At 62.7% G+C, this 20,486-nt stretch carries 21 protein-coding genes; 5 read left to right on the top strand and 16 right to left on the bottom strand.

What is annotated here, in order from left to right; genetic code table 11:
* Positions 1-23 precede the first annotated feature (23 nt).
* Both PQR53_RS18500 and PQR53_RS18495 read left to right on the top strand, forming a co-directional pair.
* Positions 24-809 (top strand): SDR family oxidoreductase, encoded by a 786-nt coding sequence (locus PQR53_RS18500; RefSeq protein WP_408456596.1) that lies wholly within the window; start codon positions 24-26, stop codon positions 807-809.
* A 21-nt stretch (positions 810-830) separates the two neighbouring features.
* Entirely contained in the window at positions 831-1,529 is a 699-nt protein-coding gene (locus PQR53_RS18495; protein WP_408456593.1) for an RraA family protein, read from the top strand.
* A 131-nt stretch (positions 1,530-1,660) separates the two neighbouring features.
* Here PQR53_RS18495 and PQR53_RS18490 read toward each other — a convergent pair whose 3' ends face one another.
* Complete coding sequence (locus PQR53_RS18490) at positions 1,661-2,317, bottom strand: TetR/AcrR family transcriptional regulator (protein ID WP_408456591.1); 657 nt, start codon at positions 2,315-2,317, stop codon at positions 1,661-1,663.
* 146 nt (positions 2,318-2,463) lie between these two features.
* Between PQR53_RS18490 and PQR53_RS18485 the strand changes: the two genes are divergently transcribed.
* The gene (locus tag PQR53_RS18485) at positions 2,464-2,784 is read left to right on the top strand and encodes an AMP-binding enzyme (RefSeq protein WP_408456588.1); all 321 of its coding nucleotides are present in this window, start codon (positions 2,464-2,466) and stop codon (positions 2,782-2,784) included.
* 46 nt (positions 2,785-2,830) lie between these two features.
* On the opposite strand, the gene PQR53_RS18480 is transcribed toward PQR53_RS18485, so the two are convergent.
* From PQR53_RS18480 to PQR53_RS18455, 6 genes are all read right to left on the bottom strand, one after another.
* Positions 2,831-3,613 (bottom strand): IclR family transcriptional regulator, encoded by a 783-nt coding sequence (locus tag PQR53_RS18480; RefSeq protein ID WP_408456585.1) that lies wholly within the window; start codon positions 3,611-3,613, stop codon positions 2,831-2,833.
* Positions 3,614-3,790: 177 nt separating this feature from the next.
* On the bottom strand, positions 3,791-5,323 hold the full coding sequence (locus PQR53_RS18475) for an AMP-binding protein (protein ID WP_408456583.1): 1,533 nt from the start codon (positions 5,321-5,323) through the stop codon (positions 3,791-3,793).
* A gap of 27 nt (positions 5,324-5,350) precedes the next feature.
* The gene (locus PQR53_RS18470; RefSeq protein WP_408456581.1) at positions 5,351-7,132 is read right to left on the bottom strand and encodes an ABC transporter permease subunit; all 1,782 of its coding nucleotides are present in this window, start codon (positions 7,130-7,132) and stop codon (positions 5,351-5,353) included.
* 25 nt (positions 7,133-7,157) lie between these two features.
* On the bottom strand, positions 7,158-8,219 hold the full coding sequence (locus PQR53_RS18465; RefSeq protein WP_408456579.1) for an ABC transporter ATP-binding protein: 1,062 nt from the start codon (positions 8,217-8,219) through the stop codon (positions 7,158-7,160).
* Between the two features lie 10 nt (positions 8,220-8,229).
* The gene (locus tag PQR53_RS18460) at positions 8,230-9,291 is read right to left on the bottom strand and encodes an ABC transporter substrate-binding protein (protein WP_408456577.1); all 1,062 of its coding nucleotides are present in this window, start codon (positions 9,289-9,291) and stop codon (positions 8,230-8,232) included.
* 52 nt (positions 9,292-9,343) lie between these two features.
* The gene (locus PQR53_RS18455) at positions 9,344-10,105 is read right to left on the bottom strand and encodes an enoyl-CoA hydratase/isomerase family protein (RefSeq protein ID WP_408456575.1); all 762 of its coding nucleotides are present in this window, start codon (positions 10,103-10,105) and stop codon (positions 9,344-9,346) included.
* Between the two features lie 323 nt (positions 10,106-10,428).
* Between PQR53_RS18455 and PQR53_RS18450 the strand changes: the two genes are divergently transcribed.
* The gene (locus PQR53_RS18450) at positions 10,429-10,845 is read left to right on the top strand and encodes a hypothetical protein (RefSeq protein WP_408456572.1); all 417 of its coding nucleotides are present in this window, start codon (positions 10,429-10,431) and stop codon (positions 10,843-10,845) included.
* A 387-nt stretch (positions 10,846-11,232) separates the two neighbouring features.
* On the opposite strand, the gene argC is transcribed toward PQR53_RS18450, so the two are convergent.
* Positions 11,233-12,162 (bottom strand): N-acetyl-gamma-glutamyl-phosphate reductase, encoded by a 930-nt coding sequence (gene argC, locus PQR53_RS18445; protein WP_408456569.1) that lies wholly within the window; start codon positions 12,160-12,162, stop codon positions 11,233-11,235.
* Positions 12,163-12,290: 128 nt separating this feature from the next.
* On the opposite strand from argC, the gene PQR53_RS18440 reads away from it, so the two are divergent.
* Positions 12,291-13,175 carry a LysR family transcriptional regulator gene (locus PQR53_RS18440; protein WP_408456568.1) on the top strand — a complete coding sequence of 295 codons (885 nt, stop codon included), beginning with the start codon at positions 12,291-12,293 and terminating at the stop codon, positions 13,173-13,175.
* A gap of 92 nt (positions 13,176-13,267) precedes the next feature.
* On the opposite strand, the gene PQR53_RS18435 is transcribed toward PQR53_RS18440, so the two are convergent.
* The 8 genes from PQR53_RS18435 to PQR53_RS18400 all read right to left on the bottom strand — a co-directional run bounded on the left by PQR53_RS18435 (position 13,268) and on the right by PQR53_RS18400 (position 20,478).
* Entirely contained in the window at positions 13,268-14,263 is a 996-nt protein-coding gene (locus PQR53_RS18435) for a vWA domain-containing protein (RefSeq protein WP_408456566.1), read from the bottom strand.
* The gene (locus PQR53_RS18430) at positions 14,260-14,802 is read right to left on the bottom strand and encodes a tetratricopeptide repeat protein (protein WP_408456563.1); all 543 of its coding nucleotides are present in this window, start codon (positions 14,800-14,802) and stop codon (positions 14,260-14,262) included. The genes PQR53_RS18435 and PQR53_RS18430 overlap by 4 nt, the downstream gene beginning before the upstream one ends.
* Positions 14,799-15,785 carry a vWA domain-containing protein gene (locus PQR53_RS18425; RefSeq protein WP_408456560.1) on the bottom strand — a complete coding sequence of 329 codons (987 nt, stop codon included), beginning with the start codon at positions 15,783-15,785 and terminating at the stop codon, positions 14,799-14,801. The genes PQR53_RS18430 and PQR53_RS18425 overlap by 4 nt, the downstream gene beginning before the upstream one ends.
* Positions 15,782-16,699: a calcium incorporation protein MxaA gene (locus PQR53_RS18420; RefSeq protein ID WP_408456558.1), complete on the bottom strand. Its 918-nt coding sequence runs from the start codon at positions 16,697-16,699 to the stop codon at positions 15,782-15,784. Before PQR53_RS18420 ends, PQR53_RS18425 begins: the two co-directional genes overlap by 4 nt.
* Entirely contained in the window at positions 16,696-17,559 is an 864-nt protein-coding gene (locus PQR53_RS18415) for a DUF58 domain-containing protein (RefSeq protein ID WP_408456555.1), read from the bottom strand. Before PQR53_RS18415 ends, PQR53_RS18420 begins: the two co-directional genes overlap by 4 nt.
* Before the next feature lie 13 nt (positions 17,560-17,572).
* Positions 17,573-18,592 (bottom strand): AAA family ATPase, encoded by a 1,020-nt coding sequence (locus PQR53_RS18410; protein WP_408456553.1) that lies wholly within the window; start codon positions 18,590-18,592, stop codon positions 17,573-17,575.
* Positions 18,593-18,914: 322 nt separating this feature from the next.
* Positions 18,915-19,484 carry a DUF3280 domain-containing protein gene (locus PQR53_RS18405; protein ID WP_408456551.1) on the bottom strand — a complete coding sequence of 190 codons (570 nt, stop codon included), beginning with the start codon at positions 19,482-19,484 and terminating at the stop codon, positions 18,915-18,917.
* Position 19,485: 1 nt separating this feature from the next.
* Positions 19,486-20,478 carry a LysR family transcriptional regulator gene (locus PQR53_RS18400; RefSeq protein ID WP_408456549.1) on the bottom strand — a complete coding sequence of 331 codons (993 nt, stop codon included), beginning with the start codon at positions 20,476-20,478 and terminating at the stop codon, positions 19,486-19,488.
* Positions 20,479-20,486: the final 8 nt, after the last annotated feature.

The raw sequence follows: 20,486 nt of genomic DNA, 5'->3' as shown, positions 1-20,486 counted from the left end.
CTTCCAACATTAGTGAGTTCTCCATGGACCTAGGTATCAAGAACCGCGTCGCGCTTGTCATGTCAGCTGGTGGTGGACTGGGCTCGGCCATTGCCCTGGCGCTGGCTCGCGAAGGCGCGACGGTTGCCGTATCGGACCAGAACGGTCAAGCACTGGAAGACACCGTGTCACGCATTCGTACGGCAGGAGGAACAGCCCACGGTTTCCAGGCCAACCTGGCCGACCTCGAGAGCATTTCGGCCATGGTCGCAAATGTCAGGACCACAGTGGGCAACCCGGACATCCTGATCAACAATTCCGGCGGACCGCCCCCCACGCTGGCCGCAGGCGTGGCGCCGCAGCAGTGGCGAAACCAGTTTGACTCCATGGTTCTGTCATTGATGCATCTCACAGATCTTCTGTTACCGGCGATGAAACAGAAAGGCTGGGGCCGAATCATCACCAGTACATCTTCCGGCGTAGTCGCACCGATACCCAACCTCGGAATATCCAATGCGTTACGTCTGGCCCTGGTGGGCTGGTCGAAGACTCTGGCCAATGAAGTCGCTGCCGACGGCATCTGCGTCAATGTCGTGCTGCCAGGTCGAATCGCTACCGATCGCATTCGCTCACTGGACGAGGCACGTGCAAGCCGCGAAGGCAAGACCTATGAGGAGGTCGTAGCCGCGAGCACGGCGTCGATACCTGCCAGACGCTACGGCAAGCCCGAAGAATACGCCGACGCGGTGGCATTTCTCGCCAGCGAGCGCGCCGCTTTCATTACGGGCTCCGTCGTACGCGTCGACGGCGGCATGATCCTCAGCATTTAAACAACATTCTTCAAGGAACAGATGATGGACGCCATTTCAGTAGCACGAAGCGCCGAGGATCGCGAGGCCATTCGCCAACGATTCCTGTTAGTTGACACATCCAACGTCGCGGATGTGCTCGATACCCTCGGCTTGTTCCACCAGGGGCTCTCGTCGGTCCTTGCCCCCTATCCCGCCTCGGGTGGCAAGCTGGCAGGCTGGGCATACACCATTCGCGGCCAGATGTCCCCATATGAACTCGGCGGGGACCCCGACAAGATGCAAGCCTGCGCAGGGGTGTCCGCAGGTGAAGTCACGGTCTGGAGCGGCGACGGGGAAGGAGTCTGCTACTTCGGCGAGCTTATCGCCATTGGCATGAAAGAGCGAGGCTGCGTAGGGTCGTTAGTCGACGGCGGGATCCGGGATATCCGCTGGATTGCCGACCAGGCCTTTCCGGTGTTCGCGCGCTATCGCACTCCAGTGCAATCCATTGCCCGTTGGAAGGTCAATGGCTGGCAAGTGCCGGTAAGCGTTCGCGGCGCCACTTCACAGTGGGTAACGGTGCGCCCCGGCGACTTCGTGCTCGGCGATGAGGATGGTGTTCTGATCATTCCACACGAAGTGGTCGATACCGTCCTGGTTGAAGCAGAACGCCTGACGGAGAAAGAACGCCTTATCCGCACGGAATTGCAACAGGGCCTTAGCCTGGCCAAGGCCCTGGCGAAATACGGACACGTTTGATTACGCCGTCCCGCCGGATCAACCTGGCGGGACCTACGTGTACGTAGATGTTTGATTGTGATCAGTGATGTTCTCTGCGTGGCCGCGCACGATCGATCGCTGTATAACAACACGGTCATAGACGTCCCCGCTTACCCCGCCAGCAATGCGCGCTGCCAGATTGCGGTAAGTTCGCGAGCAAATGCTTCAGTATCGGTTCTCGCCAGGTTGAAGGCCGGATTGCGGACCACGAATGCTTCGCGCAACACATCGTCCACCATCGATCCAAGACAGTGAATGCGCAGTTCGAGCGCCTGTTCATCGATATCGGCGGCCCCGGCACTCAACACGCGCGACAGAATTCTCCGCGTCCAAAGCGCATTGACGCGCTGCCGTTCGAGCAGCATGTCCGGCTCCTTGCTCATCAGCTCACGCACACGTTCCATCAGCGCAGCGTTATGTGCGTAGTGCTCGACATACGCGACATTGGTCAGATAAATATTCTCTTCCACGCTACCCGTGCTGCGCGCTTGCGCGAGCGTATCGAGCATCAGCTTGCGGAAATCGCCGAGCACTTCACGCACGAGATCATCCACTGACCGGAAGTAGAGGTAGATCGTCGGCCGCGATACGCCTGCTTCGGCAGCCACCTGGTCCATCCCGAGTTGCGCGACCGTGCTGGTCTCGAGGCAACGTGCTGCCGCGAGCTTGAGCTGGCCACGGGTACGTTCGCCTTTTTTCAGCCCGGATTCGTCGGCTGATAGGGCCATTCGGTCGACGAAAGTTTCGATTTGTTTTTTTTTTGCCATTTTCTGACGCTCATGTCAGGACTTTATTTGTGACACATGTGTCATGTTTACCTCAAGTCGGGGAAATGCATGTGCTATCTGGATGCGTGTGACCGGTCAGCCCCCATTGCGGCGAGTAGCGACGATAAGTCGGGCGCAAGGACGACGTGATCAAGGCATCCGGCTACCGCATCAGCCCATTCGAAGTTGAGGAGGCGTGCTGCCGGCATCCCGCGGTCGAAGCCGCCGGCGTAATCGGCGTCGTCGATGCAGAACGCGGGTCACGCGTAAAGGCGTACATCGTTCTTGCCGGCGGATTCAATGCCAACGCGGAGACGGCCGACAGTATTCGTCAATTTGTGCGCGACGCGCATTCGCAATTTGGTTACCCGAAAGTGATCGAATTCCTCGACGAACTGCCGAGTTCGCAATCGGGCAAGGTCGACCGGAAAGCACTCCGTGAAAGGCGCCCTGTCACCGAGTTCTGACGATCCTCGACGTTCTGACTGCCCGGAGAAGCGCCAAAGCAACTATCTAGTCCACGCGCCGACGTACAGAAATAGCCGAAGCGGTCGAAACGACCAGGTCCGCGAAGCGCTTCTCATCGCGGTCCGCTTGCCAGCGCGAACGCGTGATCGCGATGTTCACCGCGCCGATGCCACGGCCGTGCGCGTTGGTAATCGCCGCGGCAGTGGAGATGTCGGCTACGAAATACTCGTCCTCGGTATGTGCATAGCCCTGCTTGCGGATCTGCACGAGGCGCTCCTTGATCTTGCGCGGCTGATGCACGGTGGAAGCGGTGTACTGGACGAGATTGGTACGCGACAGGATATCGTCGACCTCACCATCGGATAGCGTGGCCAGGATCGCGAGGCCGGGCGCCGTGCAATAAGCCGGCAGACGCGAGCCGGTGATGACATGCGCGTTGAAGACATTCCGACTGACGATGCGCAGTACGAATACGATGTCGATGTCGTCGAGCACCGTCAGGTTGGTGGCCTCTTCCGTTTCGGATCCGAGTTGCTGAAGATAAGGCGTGGCCCGGCTCACCAGTTCGTTGGAGGTCAGATAGTGGTAAGTGAAATCGAGCAGCTTGGGCGACAATTCGTACTTGCGACTATCCGGATCTTTGAACAGATAGCCGAGCGCCGCCAGCGTGAACGTGAAGCGTTGCGTCGCGCTCATGTCGAAGCCGGTTAGCACCGAGATTTCCGAAAGCGATAATTGCCGCTTGGTACCGTCGAAGGCGATCAGTACCCGCATCGCCTTTTCAACCGATTGTACGTACAGCGAAGATTGCGTTGGATCGATCGCCATTTCCTCGCCGGGAGCGGCGGGTGGTGCGGTGCGTTTGCGGCGGTTTGTCGGCTGGGCGGGTTTCACGTTCTCATTCCCGGAATTGCTTTGCGGCGAATAGATATTATTGCATACCACATCGATTTTCCTGGAATGAGATAAACGTCAGTGCAATCCGCTCTCGCCCGAGCGGCGAGGTCAACGCTGCAAGCGATCCCACGCATCGCGCACATCTCGCGACAACAGATGCTTTCGGATCCGTTCGCTCGCCGTCAATTCGAACTGCCCGACCGCCCGGTAATAGCGCGGCAACTGAAAGCTTGCGAGGCGCTCGCTGGCCCATGCATGCAAGGCCTCCCATTCCACCGCCGCGCCCTTGAACTGCACGTTCAGAAGGATGTCCTGTTCACCTATCGTCGACGCGACGCCGATCGCTGCGCTCGCCTTGATCGCCGGATGCCCCGCAAAAACACGTTCGATCTCCCATGCCGACACGTTCTCGCCGCGTACGCGCATGCTGTCGGTTCCCCGTCCGATGAAGAACAGATCGCCGTCCGCGTCACGTCGCGCATGGTCGCCGGTGTGCAGCTTGCCGTCGCGCAGCGCGGCCCGGGTCGCCGCTTCGTTCTTCAGATAGGCCGGCAGCAGCGCGCCATCCACTTTGCTGGTCAACACGATTTCGCCGGGCTCGCCGTCCGCGACCGGGCGGCCGTGCTCGTCCAGCAGTTCGAGGTCGAACCATGGCAGGACCTTGCCGATCGAGCCGGGTTTGCCGGTTGCGTTGAGCGTCGCGAAGCTCGAGCATTCGGTCATGCCGTAGCATTCGCGCAGCCGTACACCCAGGCGCGCCTCGGTGGCGTGCCACGCGGCCGCGCCTACACCCGCACCCCATGCAACGCGCAGCGCATGGTCACGCGGCTGCTCATCGGGCGGCAACTGCATCAGGATGTCGAGCACGCCGCCCAGATAATGCAACTGCGTCGCGCCCGCTTGCGTCACCTGTGACCAGAACTGCGAGGCCGAGAAGCGCGGCACCACGTGGAGACTGACCGGTACGAGGAACGGCAGCAGCAACATCTGGGCGCCGCCGATATGGCACAGCGGCTCCCACATGAAAAGACGGTCGCCTTCACGCACGTCGGCCACCCGCAAAGCGGCTTCGCTGGCAATGCGCATCATCCGGTGCGTGAACAGCACACCTTTGGGCGCGCCCGTCGTGCCGGACGTGTAGATGATGCACAGCGGGCTATGCACGCCGACGACCGGCGTGCGCAGCGTGGGCGCCGCCGCGGCGGCATCGAAGGCCGGCAAACGCGTGAGCCGCGTCGTGCCGCAATCGATCTGCGCCGTCACCGCATCGAATTCCTCGTCGATGACGAGCAGTTTCGGCTCGGCATGCTGAAGCAGGTATTCGAGGCCCGCTGCACGCAGCTTCGTATTGACCGGCACCCACACAATCCCGCTCAGCATCAGCGCATAGATCAGATAAATATGCTCCGGGCTATTGCCGAGCATCACTGCGACGCGGTCGCCCTGTACAAGTTCGCAGCGCTCGAACCACGCCTGCAGTTGGGCGATATGTGCGGCCGCTTCCGCACAGCGAATTGCACGGTCCTCGTAATGCAGGAAAATATGCGCCGGATCAGCGCTCAGGCCGGCCGCCAGCAGCGGCACGCAGTCGAGTTCGTCTTGCGGATGACGGTTCGCAAAGTAGTCTGAATAGCAATGCATGTCTTATCGTTTATCGAGCTTGCAAGGTCAACGCACGCGGCGCTTGAGCCAGGCGGACACCGAAATCACCAGCGCGATCAGCACGACGAGCGTCGTCGAAACCGCAGCCAATGTCGGCGTGATCGCCAGTTGAATGTCGTCCCACATCTGCTTGGGCAGCGTGGTATTGATGCCGCCGCTCACGAAGATAGCGATCGTCAGATCGTCGAACGAGACGAGGAAAGCGAACAGGAACGCGGCGCTCACGCTCGCCATCAGCAGCGGCAGCACCACCGTGCGAATGCGCTGCGATGACGACGCGCCCATCACGCGGGCGGCGTCGTCGAGGCGCCAGTCGAAACGCTGAAAGCCGGCCGCGAGCGTCACGACGACGTACGGAATGGCCAGCACCGTGTGGCCGATGATCAGACCGGTGTTGGTGCCGGTCAGCCCGAAGCGGCTCAGCAGATACAGCAGTCCAACCGCGACGACGATGCGCGGCACGATCAGCGGCGCGACCATCAGCGCGAACAGCGGCTTGACGGCGCGCTGCGACATGCGCGTCATCGCCAGCGTCGCGCCGAAACCCAGCGCGACCGACAGTACCGCCGTGCCGAACCCCACCTCGAACGACCGGATCACCGCGCTCTGCCAGACCGATGAACCGAGGAAGGTGCCGAACCAGCGCAGACTGAAGAGCTTCGGCGGAAAGGCGATGAAGTCGCCGCTCGTGAAGGCATAGGGAATCACGGACAACACCGGCACGACCAGCACGATCAGGATCGCTACCGTGAAGAGGCCAAGCGGGCTGAACACACGCACGCCGCCGGTGCGCTGGGCCGTGCCGCGCCGCTTTACCAGCGGCGCGCAGATCCGCCCGGCCCAGATCAGCATCGCGAGCTTGAATCCTTGCGCACGCGACGCCCGTACGCGCTCACGCACTTCTCCCGTCAGCGAGGTCAGGCCAACGACGCGGTCGTACAGGAAGAAAATCGCAATCGAACAGATCAGCAGCACAGTAGAGAGTGCGCCGGCAAAATGCATGTCGAACAGTTCGAGCACCGCTGAAATCACCAGTTGCGCGATCATCGTCTCGCGCGGTGAACCGAGCAGCGAAGGCACGATGAAAAAGCCGAGACTGGAAACGAACACGAGCAGACCCGCAGCCGCCACACCCGGCGACGAGAGCGGCAGAAACATCGTGAAAAAGCTCGTGCTGCGATCGGCGCCGAGCGTCTCGGCCGCTTGCGAAAAACGCTCGTCGATGCCGCGCATCACCGGCAGCATCGTCATGACGGCGAGCGGCAGCATCGAATGCACCATGCCGATCAGCACGCCCGTCAGCGACGGGATCGTTCCGGTCGTCTCATGCACGAGGCCAAGCGCGAGCGCGATCGTGGAAAGAACGCCGGTCTTCGACAGCAGCAACATCCACGCGTACGTCTTGACCAGATAGCTGGTCCAGAACGGCAGCATGATCCATAGCAGCCAGCGCTCGCGCACGCGCTCCGACACGCGGCTCAGCAGATAGGCGACCGGATAGCCGAGCAGCACCGAGAACGCCGCCGTGAGCAGCGAGATCGCGAAGGTTATCCATAGCACCTTGGCATACACGGGCGTGTGCGCGATACGGGCGAACTGCGTGAGGCCGAACGTGCCGTCGCTGTTGACGAGTCCGCCTTGCAGGATTTCCCCCACCGGCACGATGAAGAAAACCAGCAGGAATAGCAGCGTGGGTGCCGCCGGCGCGATGCGCAACGAAGCTGCGAGCCACGTGCTGGGTCGCCGGGGCGTATCGGTCGGGCTTAGCACGCGTGTAGCGAGGGTCATGGGAATTCCTTTGCGGCGCGAACCGTCAAGCATGCAGTAGCGTGGTGCGGTAGGGATCCCAGATCAGGCCCACCGTATCGCCGACACGCGGGCTCAGCGTGCGCGCGCAGCGCGCCATGAGTTCGCTGCCGTCGGGCAGCGACAGTTGCACGTGCGTGTCGCTGCCGAAGAACACCACGTCGTCGATGCAGGCATCGACGAAACCTTGCTTCGGCTCGACCAATTGCAGCGCCTCGGGCCGCAGCAGCAGCGTATGGCGCGCCGCCGATCCGATCTTCGAGGTACGCGGCAGCGGAATGCGGCCGCCGGCCGCGAGCAGGATTGGCTCGCCGCTCGCATCGGGTGCGTCCGCCAGCGCGCCTTCGAGCAGATTCGAGTGGCCAATAAAGCCCGCCGCGAAGCGCGTCGCCGGTCGATCGTACAGATCCGCGGGCGTGCCGATCTGTTCGATGCGCGCGTCGTTCATGAGGCAGATGCGATCCGACAGAGTGAGCGCTTCGTCCTGATCGTGCGTCACATAGACGAAGGTCGCGCCGAGTTCCTTGTGAAGGCGGCGTATTTCCGCCTGCATGTGCTCACGCAATTTTTTGTCGAGTGCGCCGAGCGGCTCATCGAGCAGAATCACCGACGGGCGATAGGCGAAGCAGCGCGCGAGTGCAATGCGCTGCTGCTGCCCGCCAGAGAGTTCCTTCGGAAAACGCGTCCCGTATTCGCTCATGCGTACCATCGCGAGCGCGCCGTCCACGGCCTCGCGCACCTCGTCGCGCGACTTGCGGCGCATCCGCAAGCCGTACGCGACGTTGTCCCACACACTCATATGCGGAAACAGCGCATAACTCTGGAACACCATGCCGATGCCGCGCTTGCCCGGTTCGACGTGCGTGACATCCCGCCCGTCTATCTCGATGCGTCCGGCACTCGGTGCGACGAGGCCTGAGATCATCTGCAGCAGCGTGGTCTTGCCCGACCCCGAAGGACCCAGCAGCGTCAGGAACTCGCCGGCTTGCACCGTCAAACTGGTCGGCTCCAGTGCGACGGTGTTGCCATAGCGCTTGGAAAGGCCGATCGCTTCGAGTTTTGCGCTCATCGTGGCACCTTTACGAAATGATCCATGAATTGAAGCGTTCCGTGACCTTCTGGCGATTGTCCTGCCACCACTGCGGACTCGGCAGCTTCATGTTGCGGATGTTGTCCGGCGCGGTCGGCAACAAAGGCGCGCGCTGGGGCGGAATCGCGTCGAACGATTTGCGGTTGGTCGGACCGTAAGCGAGCGTCTGGGTAAGCACGGCCTGGCGCTTGGCATCGGCGCAGAAACGCACGAACTGTTTGGCCATGTCGGCGTGCGGCGTGCCCTTCGGAATGCCCCAGCCTTCGATCGAATACAAGCCCTGATTCCAGACGATCTTGACCGGCGCACCGGCGTCGATCGCCGATTGCGCGCGCCCATTCCATAGCGAGATCATGTCGACATCGCCGCTCTGGATCGCCTGCATCGATTGCGCGCCCGACGTCCACCAGATGGCGATATGCGGCTTGATCTTGTCGAGACTCCTGAAAGCGCGGTCCACGTCGAGCGGATAGAGCTTGTCGAGCGTCACGCCGTCGGCCAGCAATGCCTGCTCGAGCGTGTCGAGCGGGCTGCGGCGCAGACAGCGGCGGCCCGGAAAGCGCTTGACGTCCCAGAAGTCCGCCCACGATTTCGGACCGTTGTTCTGAAACTTGTCGGTGCGGTACGCAAGCACCGTCGAATACACGTCGACACCGAGCCAGTCGCTCGTGACCGCTTCCGGCATCACGTCCGGGAAGTCCGAGGGCTTCAGCCCGATCGGCTCCAGCAGGCCCTTCGATTCGAGGTACGGGATGTCGGCGGAGAGTGTGAGCGTCGTCACGTCCCACACATAATTCCGGGTCTTCACCATCGCTTCGAATTGCGCGACCGGCTGCGATTCGCGCGCCACGCTCACCACCTTGATGCCGGTCGCCTTCTCGAACGGATCGTAGAAAGCCTGACGGTAGGCCGCCGTGTAAGGACCACCAGGATCCGATACGACGATCTGCTTATCGTCGGCACGTACCAGGACCGGCATGGCGCCCGCGAGCGCGAGTGCCCCCGCACCCTGCAACATGCGGCGCCGCTTTTCGTTGAAGTCTTGCGTCATTGCTGTGGTCTCCTGCTCGATGAGTGGCGGGATGAAACGGACTTCGATCAGCTCACTTCGCGCGCTTGCGGAAAAACGCTTCCATCATGCGAGCCGGCTCGCCCGAGTCGTAGGCTTCGCGCTGGATGCGGATGCCCGCTTCGATGCAGTCCTGAAAACCCGCTTCAGTCATTTCACGGAAACGTTGTTTGTCGAGACGCATCGCGACCGGTGGCTTGTTGGCGAGTTCAGTGGCGATTTCGAGCGCTTTTTCGAAGACCTTTTCTTCCGCCACGACGTGGTGGATCAGACCGATATTCTTGCATTCATCGGCGTCCATCAGGCGGCCTGTAAGCGTCAGTTCGATGGTGCGCGACATGCCGAGCATCGAGTTCATGATCCACGGGCCAGTGGTGCTCGCGATCCCCGCGTTGATTTCCGGCTGGCCCATGCGTACACCCGGGTGACCGACCCGGATATCGCCAAGCAGCGCCACCTGAAACGCCGAGCCCGCCGCGGTGCCATTCAGTGCCATGACCAGCGGCTTCTTCAGGCCGCGCAGCACAGCGTAGTAACGCTGCCATTCCTTGACCCAGGCAACCGCGCGCTCGCCATCGAAATCGTGCGCCTCGGACAGATCCTGCCCGGCCGAAAAGGCGCGATTGCCGGCGCCCGTCATGATGATCGCCGCCACTTCGTCGTCAGCGTCGAAGCGATCCAGTGCCTCAATGATCGCGTTGCGCATGGGGGTCGTCCACGCGTTCAGCTTTTCGGGGCGGTTAAGCGTGATGACCGCAACGCGGCCATGACTAGACAACAGGATATCTTTAGTCATTTAATATCGCATAGAAATAGTTGATGGTGTAATTCAATATACTCGCACCATAAATGAGGCGCAAGGTGGTGTTTTCGCTAAGCAGGCGCTGGCGACGATGCGCGTTTGCGAATCGATCCGTGTTTGCACGCAGGCAGGAGAGTTTGGTGGCACCGAGGGGCGCCGCATAAGGCATTGCGGGGACGTCTACCGCGCGACGTTCAAAGGTATTTGCCCGAGTCGGGCGAGAAGTGTCCGTAGTGCGGCAGCAAGATGAAGCGCCTGGCCGGGGGCATTCTGGCTATCCTTGCGCGGATCCACCCGCCAAACGGAGAGAACCCCGCATGCGATCTTCGGCTGGAAACCACCGCAGCGTTGCGCCGGTCCATATGGCCCGGTTCCTTGTGCTTTTCGCCGTCACAAGCGCGGCATCTGTTGTTGCGCAGTCCAGCCGGGACATTATCGGCGCCGCGCGTCTCGGTTCAGGCTATTCGCAAATTCTCAACTTGACCGCGACCCCGGACATCAGCTCCGCACATCTCGACGTGTCGGACGGTGCCGTCCCGCAATCGTTCACCGTCACCCGAATCCCTTACGAAGGTAGTTTGCTCACGTTTTCGGATCGAAACAGTATTGGCTGGCGAGTTTCCGGCGGCTACCTTCGCGAAAAGGACGAATTCACGATCAACGCGCCGAACGGCGCGGCAGGCAGTATCGCAAGCAAGTGGTCAGCCTTCAGCGCGACGGCGGCCTGTTCCTGAAAAGCAGGCTGGGCTATGGGTTCACATTCGAGCCGGGCCTGGACCTTAGCGTGGCCAGATTGCTCAATGACGCCTCGTATGCAGGCGCGGCCACTAGCCTGAAACCCGTCCTTGATGGCCGCTGTTCAACTGGCACGAAAATGCATGCGAACTTCCTCTTTCGAGAGACAACGCACAGTCGAAACGCCTAAGAGCGGGAGCGCCCTATCTCTTTGGTTCTCACGTCAAAGGCTGGACGGTCAGCCTGGGCCTGACGTATTGATCGGTCGGCCAGATCCCCATCGCGGGTGTGCTCCATTCTGGCCGCCGTCAACGACGGCCACGACCGGATTGGCAGCAATCGTGGGCATATGGGTGCAGCCGAACATTAGCTCGAGCCATCGGCCACTATTGCTGCGTGAGCATCAGGTTCAGGTTCTGAACCGCAGCGCCGGATGCGCCTTTGCCAAGATTATCGAAAACCGCGGACAGCAGGACGTGCCCGTGTTCCGTGTTGGGAAATACGCTTAAGCGCATGTCGTTCGTACCGTTCAGCACTTGCGGATCCAGGTGCGTTAAGACGCACGATTCGTGCAGCGGCAAGACACGTACGTGGGCCGCCTCGGCATAGTGGCGTGCGAGGCACGCGTGTAGCGCGGCGCCGTCCACGTCGGGTGCCAGCAGCCGCAACTCCAGAGGCACCGTCAGCACAATGCCCTGGCGGAACGCACCATACGCAGGGACGAAAATGGGACGCTGCGCGAGCCCGGCGTGCTGCTGGATCTCCGGGGTGTGCTTGTGCGCGAGTTCCAGACCATATACCTGGTATGAAGGCGCGTTGACGGCACGCTGCCCTTCGTGTTCCTCCACGCCGGCACGCCCGCGTCCGGAGTAGCCGGACACCGCATGAATGCTGATAGGGTAGTTGCCTGGTATGAGCCCGGCCTGCAGCAGAGGACGCAGCAAGCCAATTGCACCGGTCGGATAGCAACCGGGATTGGTGACCCGGCGTGCGTTCGCAATGCGCTCAGCCTGTCCCCGCGTCATTTCCGGAAAGCCGTATGTCCAGTCCGGCTGCGTGCGGTGAGCGGAGCTTGCGTCGATTACTCTGACGGCAGGATTAACAATGGCGTCCACTGCCTCGCGCGCGGCGGCATCCGGCAAACAGAGGATGGCGATGTCGCAGGCGTTGATGGCTTCGGCGCGACGCCTGGAATCCTTGCGTTCCGCCGCGGGAAGCGTGACCAGTTTCAGGTCGGTCCGGTTGCGCAGCCGTTCGTGAATTTGCAACCCGGTGGTGCCTTGGTCGCCGTCGATGAAAACAACAGGAGAGCTCATACGTGGAATACTCCGCTGACTATAGGTCGTAACAGGTAGAACGAGCCCCTATGTTCCATGGACCGCTAGAATAGAGAAAGTTGAATTTCATAACGTGAATATTCAGTTTTTCTGAATCTGGACGCCACATGCGAGAAATCAGCCTGGACCGCTTGCGCACCCTGGTCGCCATTGCCGACCGGGGCTCATTTGCCGATGCGGCGCGTGCATTGAACCTGGCGCCGCCAACCGTCAGCCTCCACATCGCTGAACTCGAAGACCGCATTGGCGCTCCACTCCTGTCACGTAAGCGCGGACATGTAAGGCCGTCGGCGATAGGAGAGGTGCTGGTGGAGCGCGCGCGTCGACTGCTGGCCGATGCGGAGCAGGCGTTAGACGATATTCAACGCCAGGTGCAGGGGCTCGAAGGGCGCGCGCGGCTCGGTGCGTCGACTGGCGCGATCGCGCACCTGTTGCCGCAAGCGCTCGAGGTGCTGCGCCAGCACCATCCCGCTATCGACATTCAGGTTGCAGTGCTCACCTCGCATGAAACGCTGTCCCGACTGGCGGATGGAACGCTGGATGTTGGGCTGGTCGCACTGCCTCAGCCTCCGGTGGCTGGACTCGTGATAAAGCCTTGGCGCCGCGACCCCGTGATGGCTTTTGTGCCGGCGCATTGGCGGTGTCCGGCTCGCATCACGCCTGAATGGCTCGCCGCCCAACCTCTCATTCTCAATGACGCGACCACGCGCCTCTCGCGTCTGACTGCAGAGTGGTTTGCGACCGGAGGGCACCATCCTGCGCCGCGCATCCAGCTCAACTACAACGACGCGATCAAGAGTCTGGTAGCGGCAGGTTACGGCGCCGCGCTGTTGCCCCATGAGGCCACTACGCCATTACCCGACATGCGCATTGTCATGCGTCCGCTGCGCCCGGCGTTGTGGCGCCGGCTCGGCATTGCACATCGTGCGGGGTATGTTGAGCGTTCCACGCAACACGTCCTTGATGTGTTGTGGGATCTGCGATTGGCGTAGGCGTAGGCGTTGCCATTTGCCGCTTCGGTTCGTTCTCGCTGGGACGGTCGCCTTATTGCTCGCCACGATAAACGAATGGCCGGCTTGTAGACTTACTCAGCCCGTGGCGGACGGCTACCCACCGCCGGAGCAAGCCCCCGAACAAACCGTCGCCCATGTTTCCAGCAGAAGTCCCACCACGCCCAAACCCCATCAGGCGCAAACCGCCCCACGAACAGCAACAACGCGAGCAGCGCAGGACACCAGCGCAAATCCGTCGGGATCGGCTCGCGGTGAGCGAAGCGCGCGTCCAGCATCGCGTCGTTCAACGACGCCGCGTTCCAAAGCCGGCGATAACCGAGACCGGTCTGCCCAGCCACGAACGCCAGATACTGACCTCGCAACTCGGAAAGCTCCTCGTGTGTCTCGACCGCTGCATCGGAGCCCGGCGTTGTCGGCACCTGTATCACGTCCTCGGGCTGCCAGTATCCGATCCGGTTGCCGTCGGCGTCGGTCTTCGGAATGGCCGCGGGTTGGTCGCCCCCCACGCCGATCAGCCAACCCTTGATGCCCGCGGAATTGATATCGCGCATCAGCGCGCGCGATGACAAGACAGGCGGCGCCTCCTGCCCATCAGTAATAAACACCACGGCCGCGCCCTGGCCCACATCCTGCGCCACCCGCACCGCCGAATAAACGCCGCCCTCGGCGATCCGGCTCCAGTTGGTCCAGCGCATGCGGGCGCCGATACCGTCGAGCGACACCAGCAGCGCGTCGTAGTTGTCGCACACCTCGATGGGCGGCAGCAACAGCAAAGTCCGCTGCCCTGTAAACACGCTCCAGCCAACTTTCGAGCCGCAAGGCAAGTGCCCAAGCGCGTCGCGCATCGCCGCCTGCGCGAACTTCAAGCGGCTCACCGGCACGCCGTTCAGACTGACGTCGTCGACGTCCATGCTTTGCGTAATATCGAACGTGACAATGTAGTCGAATGCATCGCGCGGCAGTCTCACCTTCGGCATGACGACCGCGGCGATCAGCGCGACGAGCGCGACCGGCATCAACCAGTGACGCAGCCTGGAGAAGCCACGCTCGCGGGTCCCGATGCTCACGGCAAGTCCTGGCTTTGCGGGTCACGCAATTTCACGTTGTGCTGCTCTTTCACGTCGGGCTCATCGGACGCGGACTGTGTTTCAGGCGCGAGCCAAAGCGCCCGCTCGAGGTTATAACGCGCGTCCCAATCGTCGGGCGCCGCGCGTAGCAACATCCGGTAGCGCGCTTTGGCCTCGCCGATCATCGCGAGCGACCTGACAGCGCCTGCGCCCTCTCCGCCACCTTCGCGCAGATACATGTTGCCGAGATCGAACAGCGCCGTGCGGCCGAGATCGTCAAGACGGTCCTCGTGGATCAGGCCATCGTAGAGCCGGGCCGCCGCGTCGTAGGCGCCCGCTTTCGATAACGCCACCGCGCGTGCGAGCTGGACCTGCGGCGCGTCGTCATCGGCGCGGTCTTTGCGCGGGTCCGCGCTCGCTGCCGCAATCGCCTGATTCATCTGCGCGGCGTGCTGAAGACGCATCCAGTCATACGCGGCCACGCCGGCGCAGCAGATCGCGAGGGTTCCGAACACGGCGTGGACGAGCATACGCGTCATGCCCAACTCCTTACCTGAAGCAAACGCAACGCCATCAACACGGCAGAGAAGAACAAAGCGCTCGCGAAGCAATACGGACTCAAATCCTGCCGGGGCAAATGCTCGACAAACGACGTCCGCGCGTTTTGCTGCCGGTTGATCTCGGCGACGGCCGCCATCATGGCTTTCGCGTCACCCGCCTGGAAAAGTCGGTAAGGCGTCTGCAGCGTCAGAAAAAATCGATGCAATTCGGCTTCGGCCGAAGACTCGCGGGCGGGTATCGCGGCATTCAGATCGGGACTATAGAGACTGCTGCGCAAGTAAATGAAGTACAGCGCGATCTGGTTGCGCTGCAGACCCGCCTGAATGCGTCGTCGCACCGCCTCATCGAGCCGCGCTCCGCCATCGGAGACGAGCACGATCGCGCGGCGGCCCGACGACGGGCGGCCGTCGAACTGGTCGATCGCGTTCAGCATGCCCCGGTCGAGCTGCGTGTCCGGCATGCCCCGGCCAATGGCGGTGGCGGCGATTGCCGCCTCGATCGCGCGATGGTTGTAGGTGAACGGTATCGCGAGCACGGGACTGCTGCCGAACATCATGAACGCGAGCCGGTCGTTGGGCCGCTGATTCACGAAGCTCGTCAACGACGCGCGCGCCACCTTGTTCTTGGCGTCGCCACGCGGCGCCTCGACGCCCGCGCTGCCCATCGGCTCGTCCATGCTCGCACTGCGATCCATCAGGATCAGGATCTGCGCGCCGCTTCCGGTGCGCACCACCTGCAGTTGCGAGCGCCCGGGCCCGGCTAGCCCGACGACGATACCCGCCATCGCCAGCACGCCACTGCAGCGCGCGAGCCAGCCGGCCAGCCGACCGACCCGATCGACCGGCAACCACGCAACGCTGGAAAACACCAGGCTATCGCTGCGCCGGCGCATCAATGGCAGCGCGGCTAGCGGCAGCAAGACCAGCATCCACGGCGCGGCGAAATCGAGAGCCATGGTCATCGCTGGTGGCGCCGTTCAGCCCGATACAGCGCACGGCACAGCGTCTGCAACGGAAAGTCGGCCGCGCCCGGCGCAGGCTTGAAGAAGCGCTCGGCCGATACTTGATAGAAGTGCTCGAGTTGCGCGCGCAGCGGTTGCAGATACGGTGCGCGAGCGAACAGAGCGGACAGCGACCCGGAGTGCACCACCTGCCCCGCCGTTTCGTTCAACGCATGATGCAGACAGAACCAGGCGTCTTTGGACGAAGCGGCTTGCGCGCCACGCAGCCGTTGCATGCGCCGCCATGCACGCGCAAAGGGCAAGCGCGCCGACTCGCGCAGGTTACGCCACCACCACCAGGCCGCCCACGCGAGCAACGTCGCGAGCAACAGACCGAGCGCCCACGTCATCTGACGGCGCAATCCGGCGTTCGCCGGCAAGGGCGCCTCTCGATCGGGCCGCAGCGGCTGCAGGTCGCCGGCAGCGAACCCGCCCGGCGGGGTCAGCGGGCCGACACTCGCGGGCCATTCGGGCACCTGCAATTGCACGCCGCCTGGCGACGTCAATGTCAACGCGGGCAATGTGATCTTCGTGAGGGCTTGCGGCGCATTGACGACCTGATAGCCGATCACGATCCAGCGGCGCCCATCCGCATCGGTTTCGAACGATGCTGGCCGGCGTTCGAGCCAGACACCCGCGCGGCCGACAGAAGGTGGCGTGACATTGCTCACGTCGTTGCCCCCGGCTTGCAGAAGCACGCGTTGCGTGAGGACATCGCCGAGCACGTAGCCGAATGCGCGCGGCTGTTGAACGATCGCGGGCACAGCCGTGGCAGCGGCGCTGCTGGCCGCGTGGGTGGCAGCCAGCAACGCGGCCAGCAGCACGTGTCTGTGCAAACCGCGCGTGAAGCCGACCCGGAGTCCGCCCAGTTTCATACGGTCGTCTCCAGAAAGTAACGCGACATGGCTTCCGGATCGAACGCGCCTTCGACATAAAACGGCGGCATGCCACGCGAGCCGAAGATCCCGTCGAGTTCCGCGCGACGGCGTGCGACGCCTTCGAGCCAGCGCTTGCGGATGCCGTCGCGCAGCCATACCCTGCGATCTTCACCGGACTCGGCGTCATGGACCGCCAGCAGCGGGCCGCGCCGAGGCGGCGAGATTTCAGCCTCATCCCAAACGACGATCGGCACGACGCATGCGTGAACCAGGGTGTCGAGTACGCGCGGCATTTGCGCGAGCGGCCAGTGGAAGTCGGACACGACGAAAACGAGCGCCTGCCGCCCGGCCAGGCGCGTCGCGCAGCGCCGCAGTCCTTCGATACCGCCGCTCGCGGCTGCGCCGCCGGGACACGCGCGCAGCATGGCCGCCAACAGATTGCCGGTGCCCCGGCCGTTTCGCGGGGGCATGAAAAGATCGCCGCGTTCGTCGGCGTCGAATGCCAGCATGCCCAGCCGATCGCCGACACGAAACGCGCTGTAGCCCAACGTCTCGACGAAGTCGGCGGCAACCTGCAGCTTCGTTTGACGCGCGCCGAAATGCATGGACGCCGACACGTCGACGATCATCACCACCGGCACCGCGACGCGCTGGAGGTGAACTCGCACGAGCCATTCCGAGCGCGCCGCGCGCAGGCTCGCCCGCAGATCCAGACGGCGCGGATCGGGGTAGTCGAACAGCCGCCCGTGCATCGCGAATTGCTGGCCGGAGCCGAAGCTCGAGCCAGGATGCGAACCCGGCCGGGCGCCGCCGGCACGGGTCGGCAAACGATAGTGGAATTCGGCTATGCCGTTCATCGTCCGGTGCGCCTCAGGGCACGGCAACCTTGGCCATGATCTGCGCGATCAACGCTTCGGCCAGTTCCTGGCGGCGCAGTTCATAGATCGGGGTGAAGAACACGCGATGTCCGAGCGCCGGCATCAGCACTTCATGGATGTCCTCCGGAATCAGATGCGAGCGGCCCGCGAGCCATGCGACCACGCGCGCGGCCCGCAACAGCGCACTCATACCGCGCGGGCTCGCGCCCGCCAGAATCAGCTGCTGCATGTCGACGCCGTCGAGCGTGATGCCGAAATGCAGGGGCGTTTCCGTGGCCCGCCAGATATCCAGCACGTAGCGCTCGATCGTTTCGCTCGCCTGCACGCCTTGTTGAATCGCCGCACCGATGCTGTTCAACTGTTGCCAGGCCACGATCGCGGGCGTCAGTTGCGCGAGCAGCACATCGACGTCATGAAACATCGTGTCGAACACCAGCGCGCGCCGTACGTCCGGCGCGGCGGGCGTAGGCATGTTCAGTTCGAACAGGAAGCGGTCGCGCGCCGCCGATGCCAGCTCGAAAGTTTCCTCTTTCTCGACCTTGTTGCGGTCGGCGAACACGGTCATATGCGGGAAACGATGTTCGCGGTCGAAAGCCCAGACAGACCGCTCGGCCATCGCGCGTAGCAACAGCGACTGGACCTGCGGACGAGCCCGATTGATTTCGTTGAAGAAGAAGGTGGTCAACTGCTCGCCGTGGCGCAGCAACGGACCCGGATCGATACGGGGCTTGCCGTCGGCATCGACGTAGGTGTGATAGACGAGATCGCCCGGCATCAGATCGATGGTGCCTTCCACGCGCTCGAACTCTCCGCCGACCACGCGCGCGAACGCGCGCAATACGGTCGTCTTGCCAACGCCGACGCCACCTTCGAGCAGCACGTGGCCCCTGGCGAACAGTGCGACGTTGATGAGCCGTAGGATTTGCTGCTGGCCTATGACGACCTTGGCGACTTCGTTTTCGATTTGCAGTGCATGAAAACGCCAGTCCTGAAGCTGTTCGCCAGAACTCATCGATGCGATCCCCTTCTTATAGCAGGCTGCCTGTGGTGCTACGGATGCTTTGTCCTGAGCCAGCGACACCCGCATGCTTTTTCTCGTTCTGCCCGTGCGGTTTTCAGTGTCGACGGGTCCTGCGCTCGCCAGCATCTGTTCAAGCACGGTTTGTGCCGATCACGCGGACCACCGGATCGCGCCACGCCGCGCCCGGATGGTTGTCATCCTGTCACGACGTTCGGGTACACACTGTGCCATCGGTCGCGACGCTCAACGCACCACGCGCATGAGCCGCCACCCGACCCGCGCGTGCGTCGCTTCCTCGCTGCCGCAACGCGGCTCATCGCCACGGTGCGACGCGATCCGCCGGTGTTTGCTCCACGAGCAGCCCGGCAAGCGCCGTCGCGCCGCGACGCCACGACAGGTCCGTATTGCCGCGAATGTCGACCGAGCGCTGGAACACCGTCTTACCGCTGCCTACCTCTTCCACACGCAAGTTCAGATTGAGGATCAGATTGCTGACTTTCTGAATCCAGCATGTCCCCACCTGTTCGACGCCCAGCTCACGTCCAACCTGCCGCGCGCAGTTCTCGCACGTGGTCAGATCCTGCATCGCGCCGAGCCGGGCGATCAGGTCGGTAGCGCGGCTGTTGTCCGCGATACGGTAGCGCTGGCTGGCAGCCAGTTGCGCACGCAGCACGTCGCTGACCATGCCGATGCGCGCCTGCTGGAGGCGATTGGTATCGGCATCGTTGTAGGCGGCGTTATCGTCGATCAGCGTGCAGTTCAGCACGGCAATCGCGACCGGCCCGGCGCGCGCCGGCGCAGCGGCGAACCCGACAACGGCGACGGTGCAGAACACGCGAGCACCCCGTACGAATGCTGCGCGCCACCCAAACGGCCGGTTCATTTCACACCTCCGTGCCGGCTGGAAAGCTCGCAAACGCCGCGTACTCGTGCTCCAGATGAGTCGCCGCATGATCGAGCAGGAACTGGCGAAATACCACGCCGGTCGGAGAAAGCTGCTTTGAGCGAAGATGCACGATTTGCCACGTGCGTTCGATCGGCGTGCCGTTGACGTCGAGCAATGCGATCTCACCGGTACGCAGTTCCAGCAGCAACGTATGCAACGAGATGAGGCTCACGCCCATGCCCGCCATCACTGCCTGCTTGATGGTCTCGTTACTGCCGAGCGTGACGACCTTGGCGGGTTTGAACAGATGCTGCCGGAACATCATCTCGGCGGCCATGCGAGTACCCGACCCGGGCTCGCGCAACAGGAACGTATCGCCGCGCAACTCCTGCAGATCGAAGCGCCGCGCGCCGCACAGCGGATGATTCAGCGGCGCGATCATCACCTGAGGATGACTGGCTAAAGGCTCGGTGGTCGTGTCGAGTTCGGGCGGCGGACGTCCCATGATCGCAAGATCGATCGCGTTGTCCTGCAGTAACCGCAGCAGCGCATCGCGATTGCCGACCGAAAAGTGCACGTCGACCTTCGGGTACAGATGCGAATAGAGCGCCAGCAGCTTCGGCGCGAAGTAGGTTGCGGAACTGACGATGCCCACATTGATGGAGCCGCTATCGGCCTGTTTGAGCGACATCATCGCATCTTCGGCATCCTTGATTTCGCCAAGAATACGGCTCGCGTGATGTGACAGCATCTCGCCCGCTTCGGTCAGCGCGAGCTTGCGCGCGACGCGCTCGAACAGCCGCAGGCCGACCGCATCTTCCAGTTGATGAATCTGCATCGAGACGGCCGGCTGGGTCAGATGCAGTTCCTCCGCCGCGCGCGCGAAACTCGTATAGCGGCTTGCCACGACGAAGATCTGCAACTGCCGCAGGGTCAATGAGCGGATGAAATTCAGGTTGACCCGATTCGTCGCGAAGCGCGCGGTCTGCATGCATCAGC

This window comes from Paraburkholderia fungorum, assembly GCF_046027605.1.
GTDB lineage: Bacteria > Pseudomonadota > Gammaproteobacteria > Burkholderiales > Burkholderiaceae > Paraburkholderia > Paraburkholderia fungorum_F.
The sequence above is the reverse complement of the archived record's forward strand: the minus strand, read 5'-3'. Positions and strand labels throughout refer to the sequence as shown.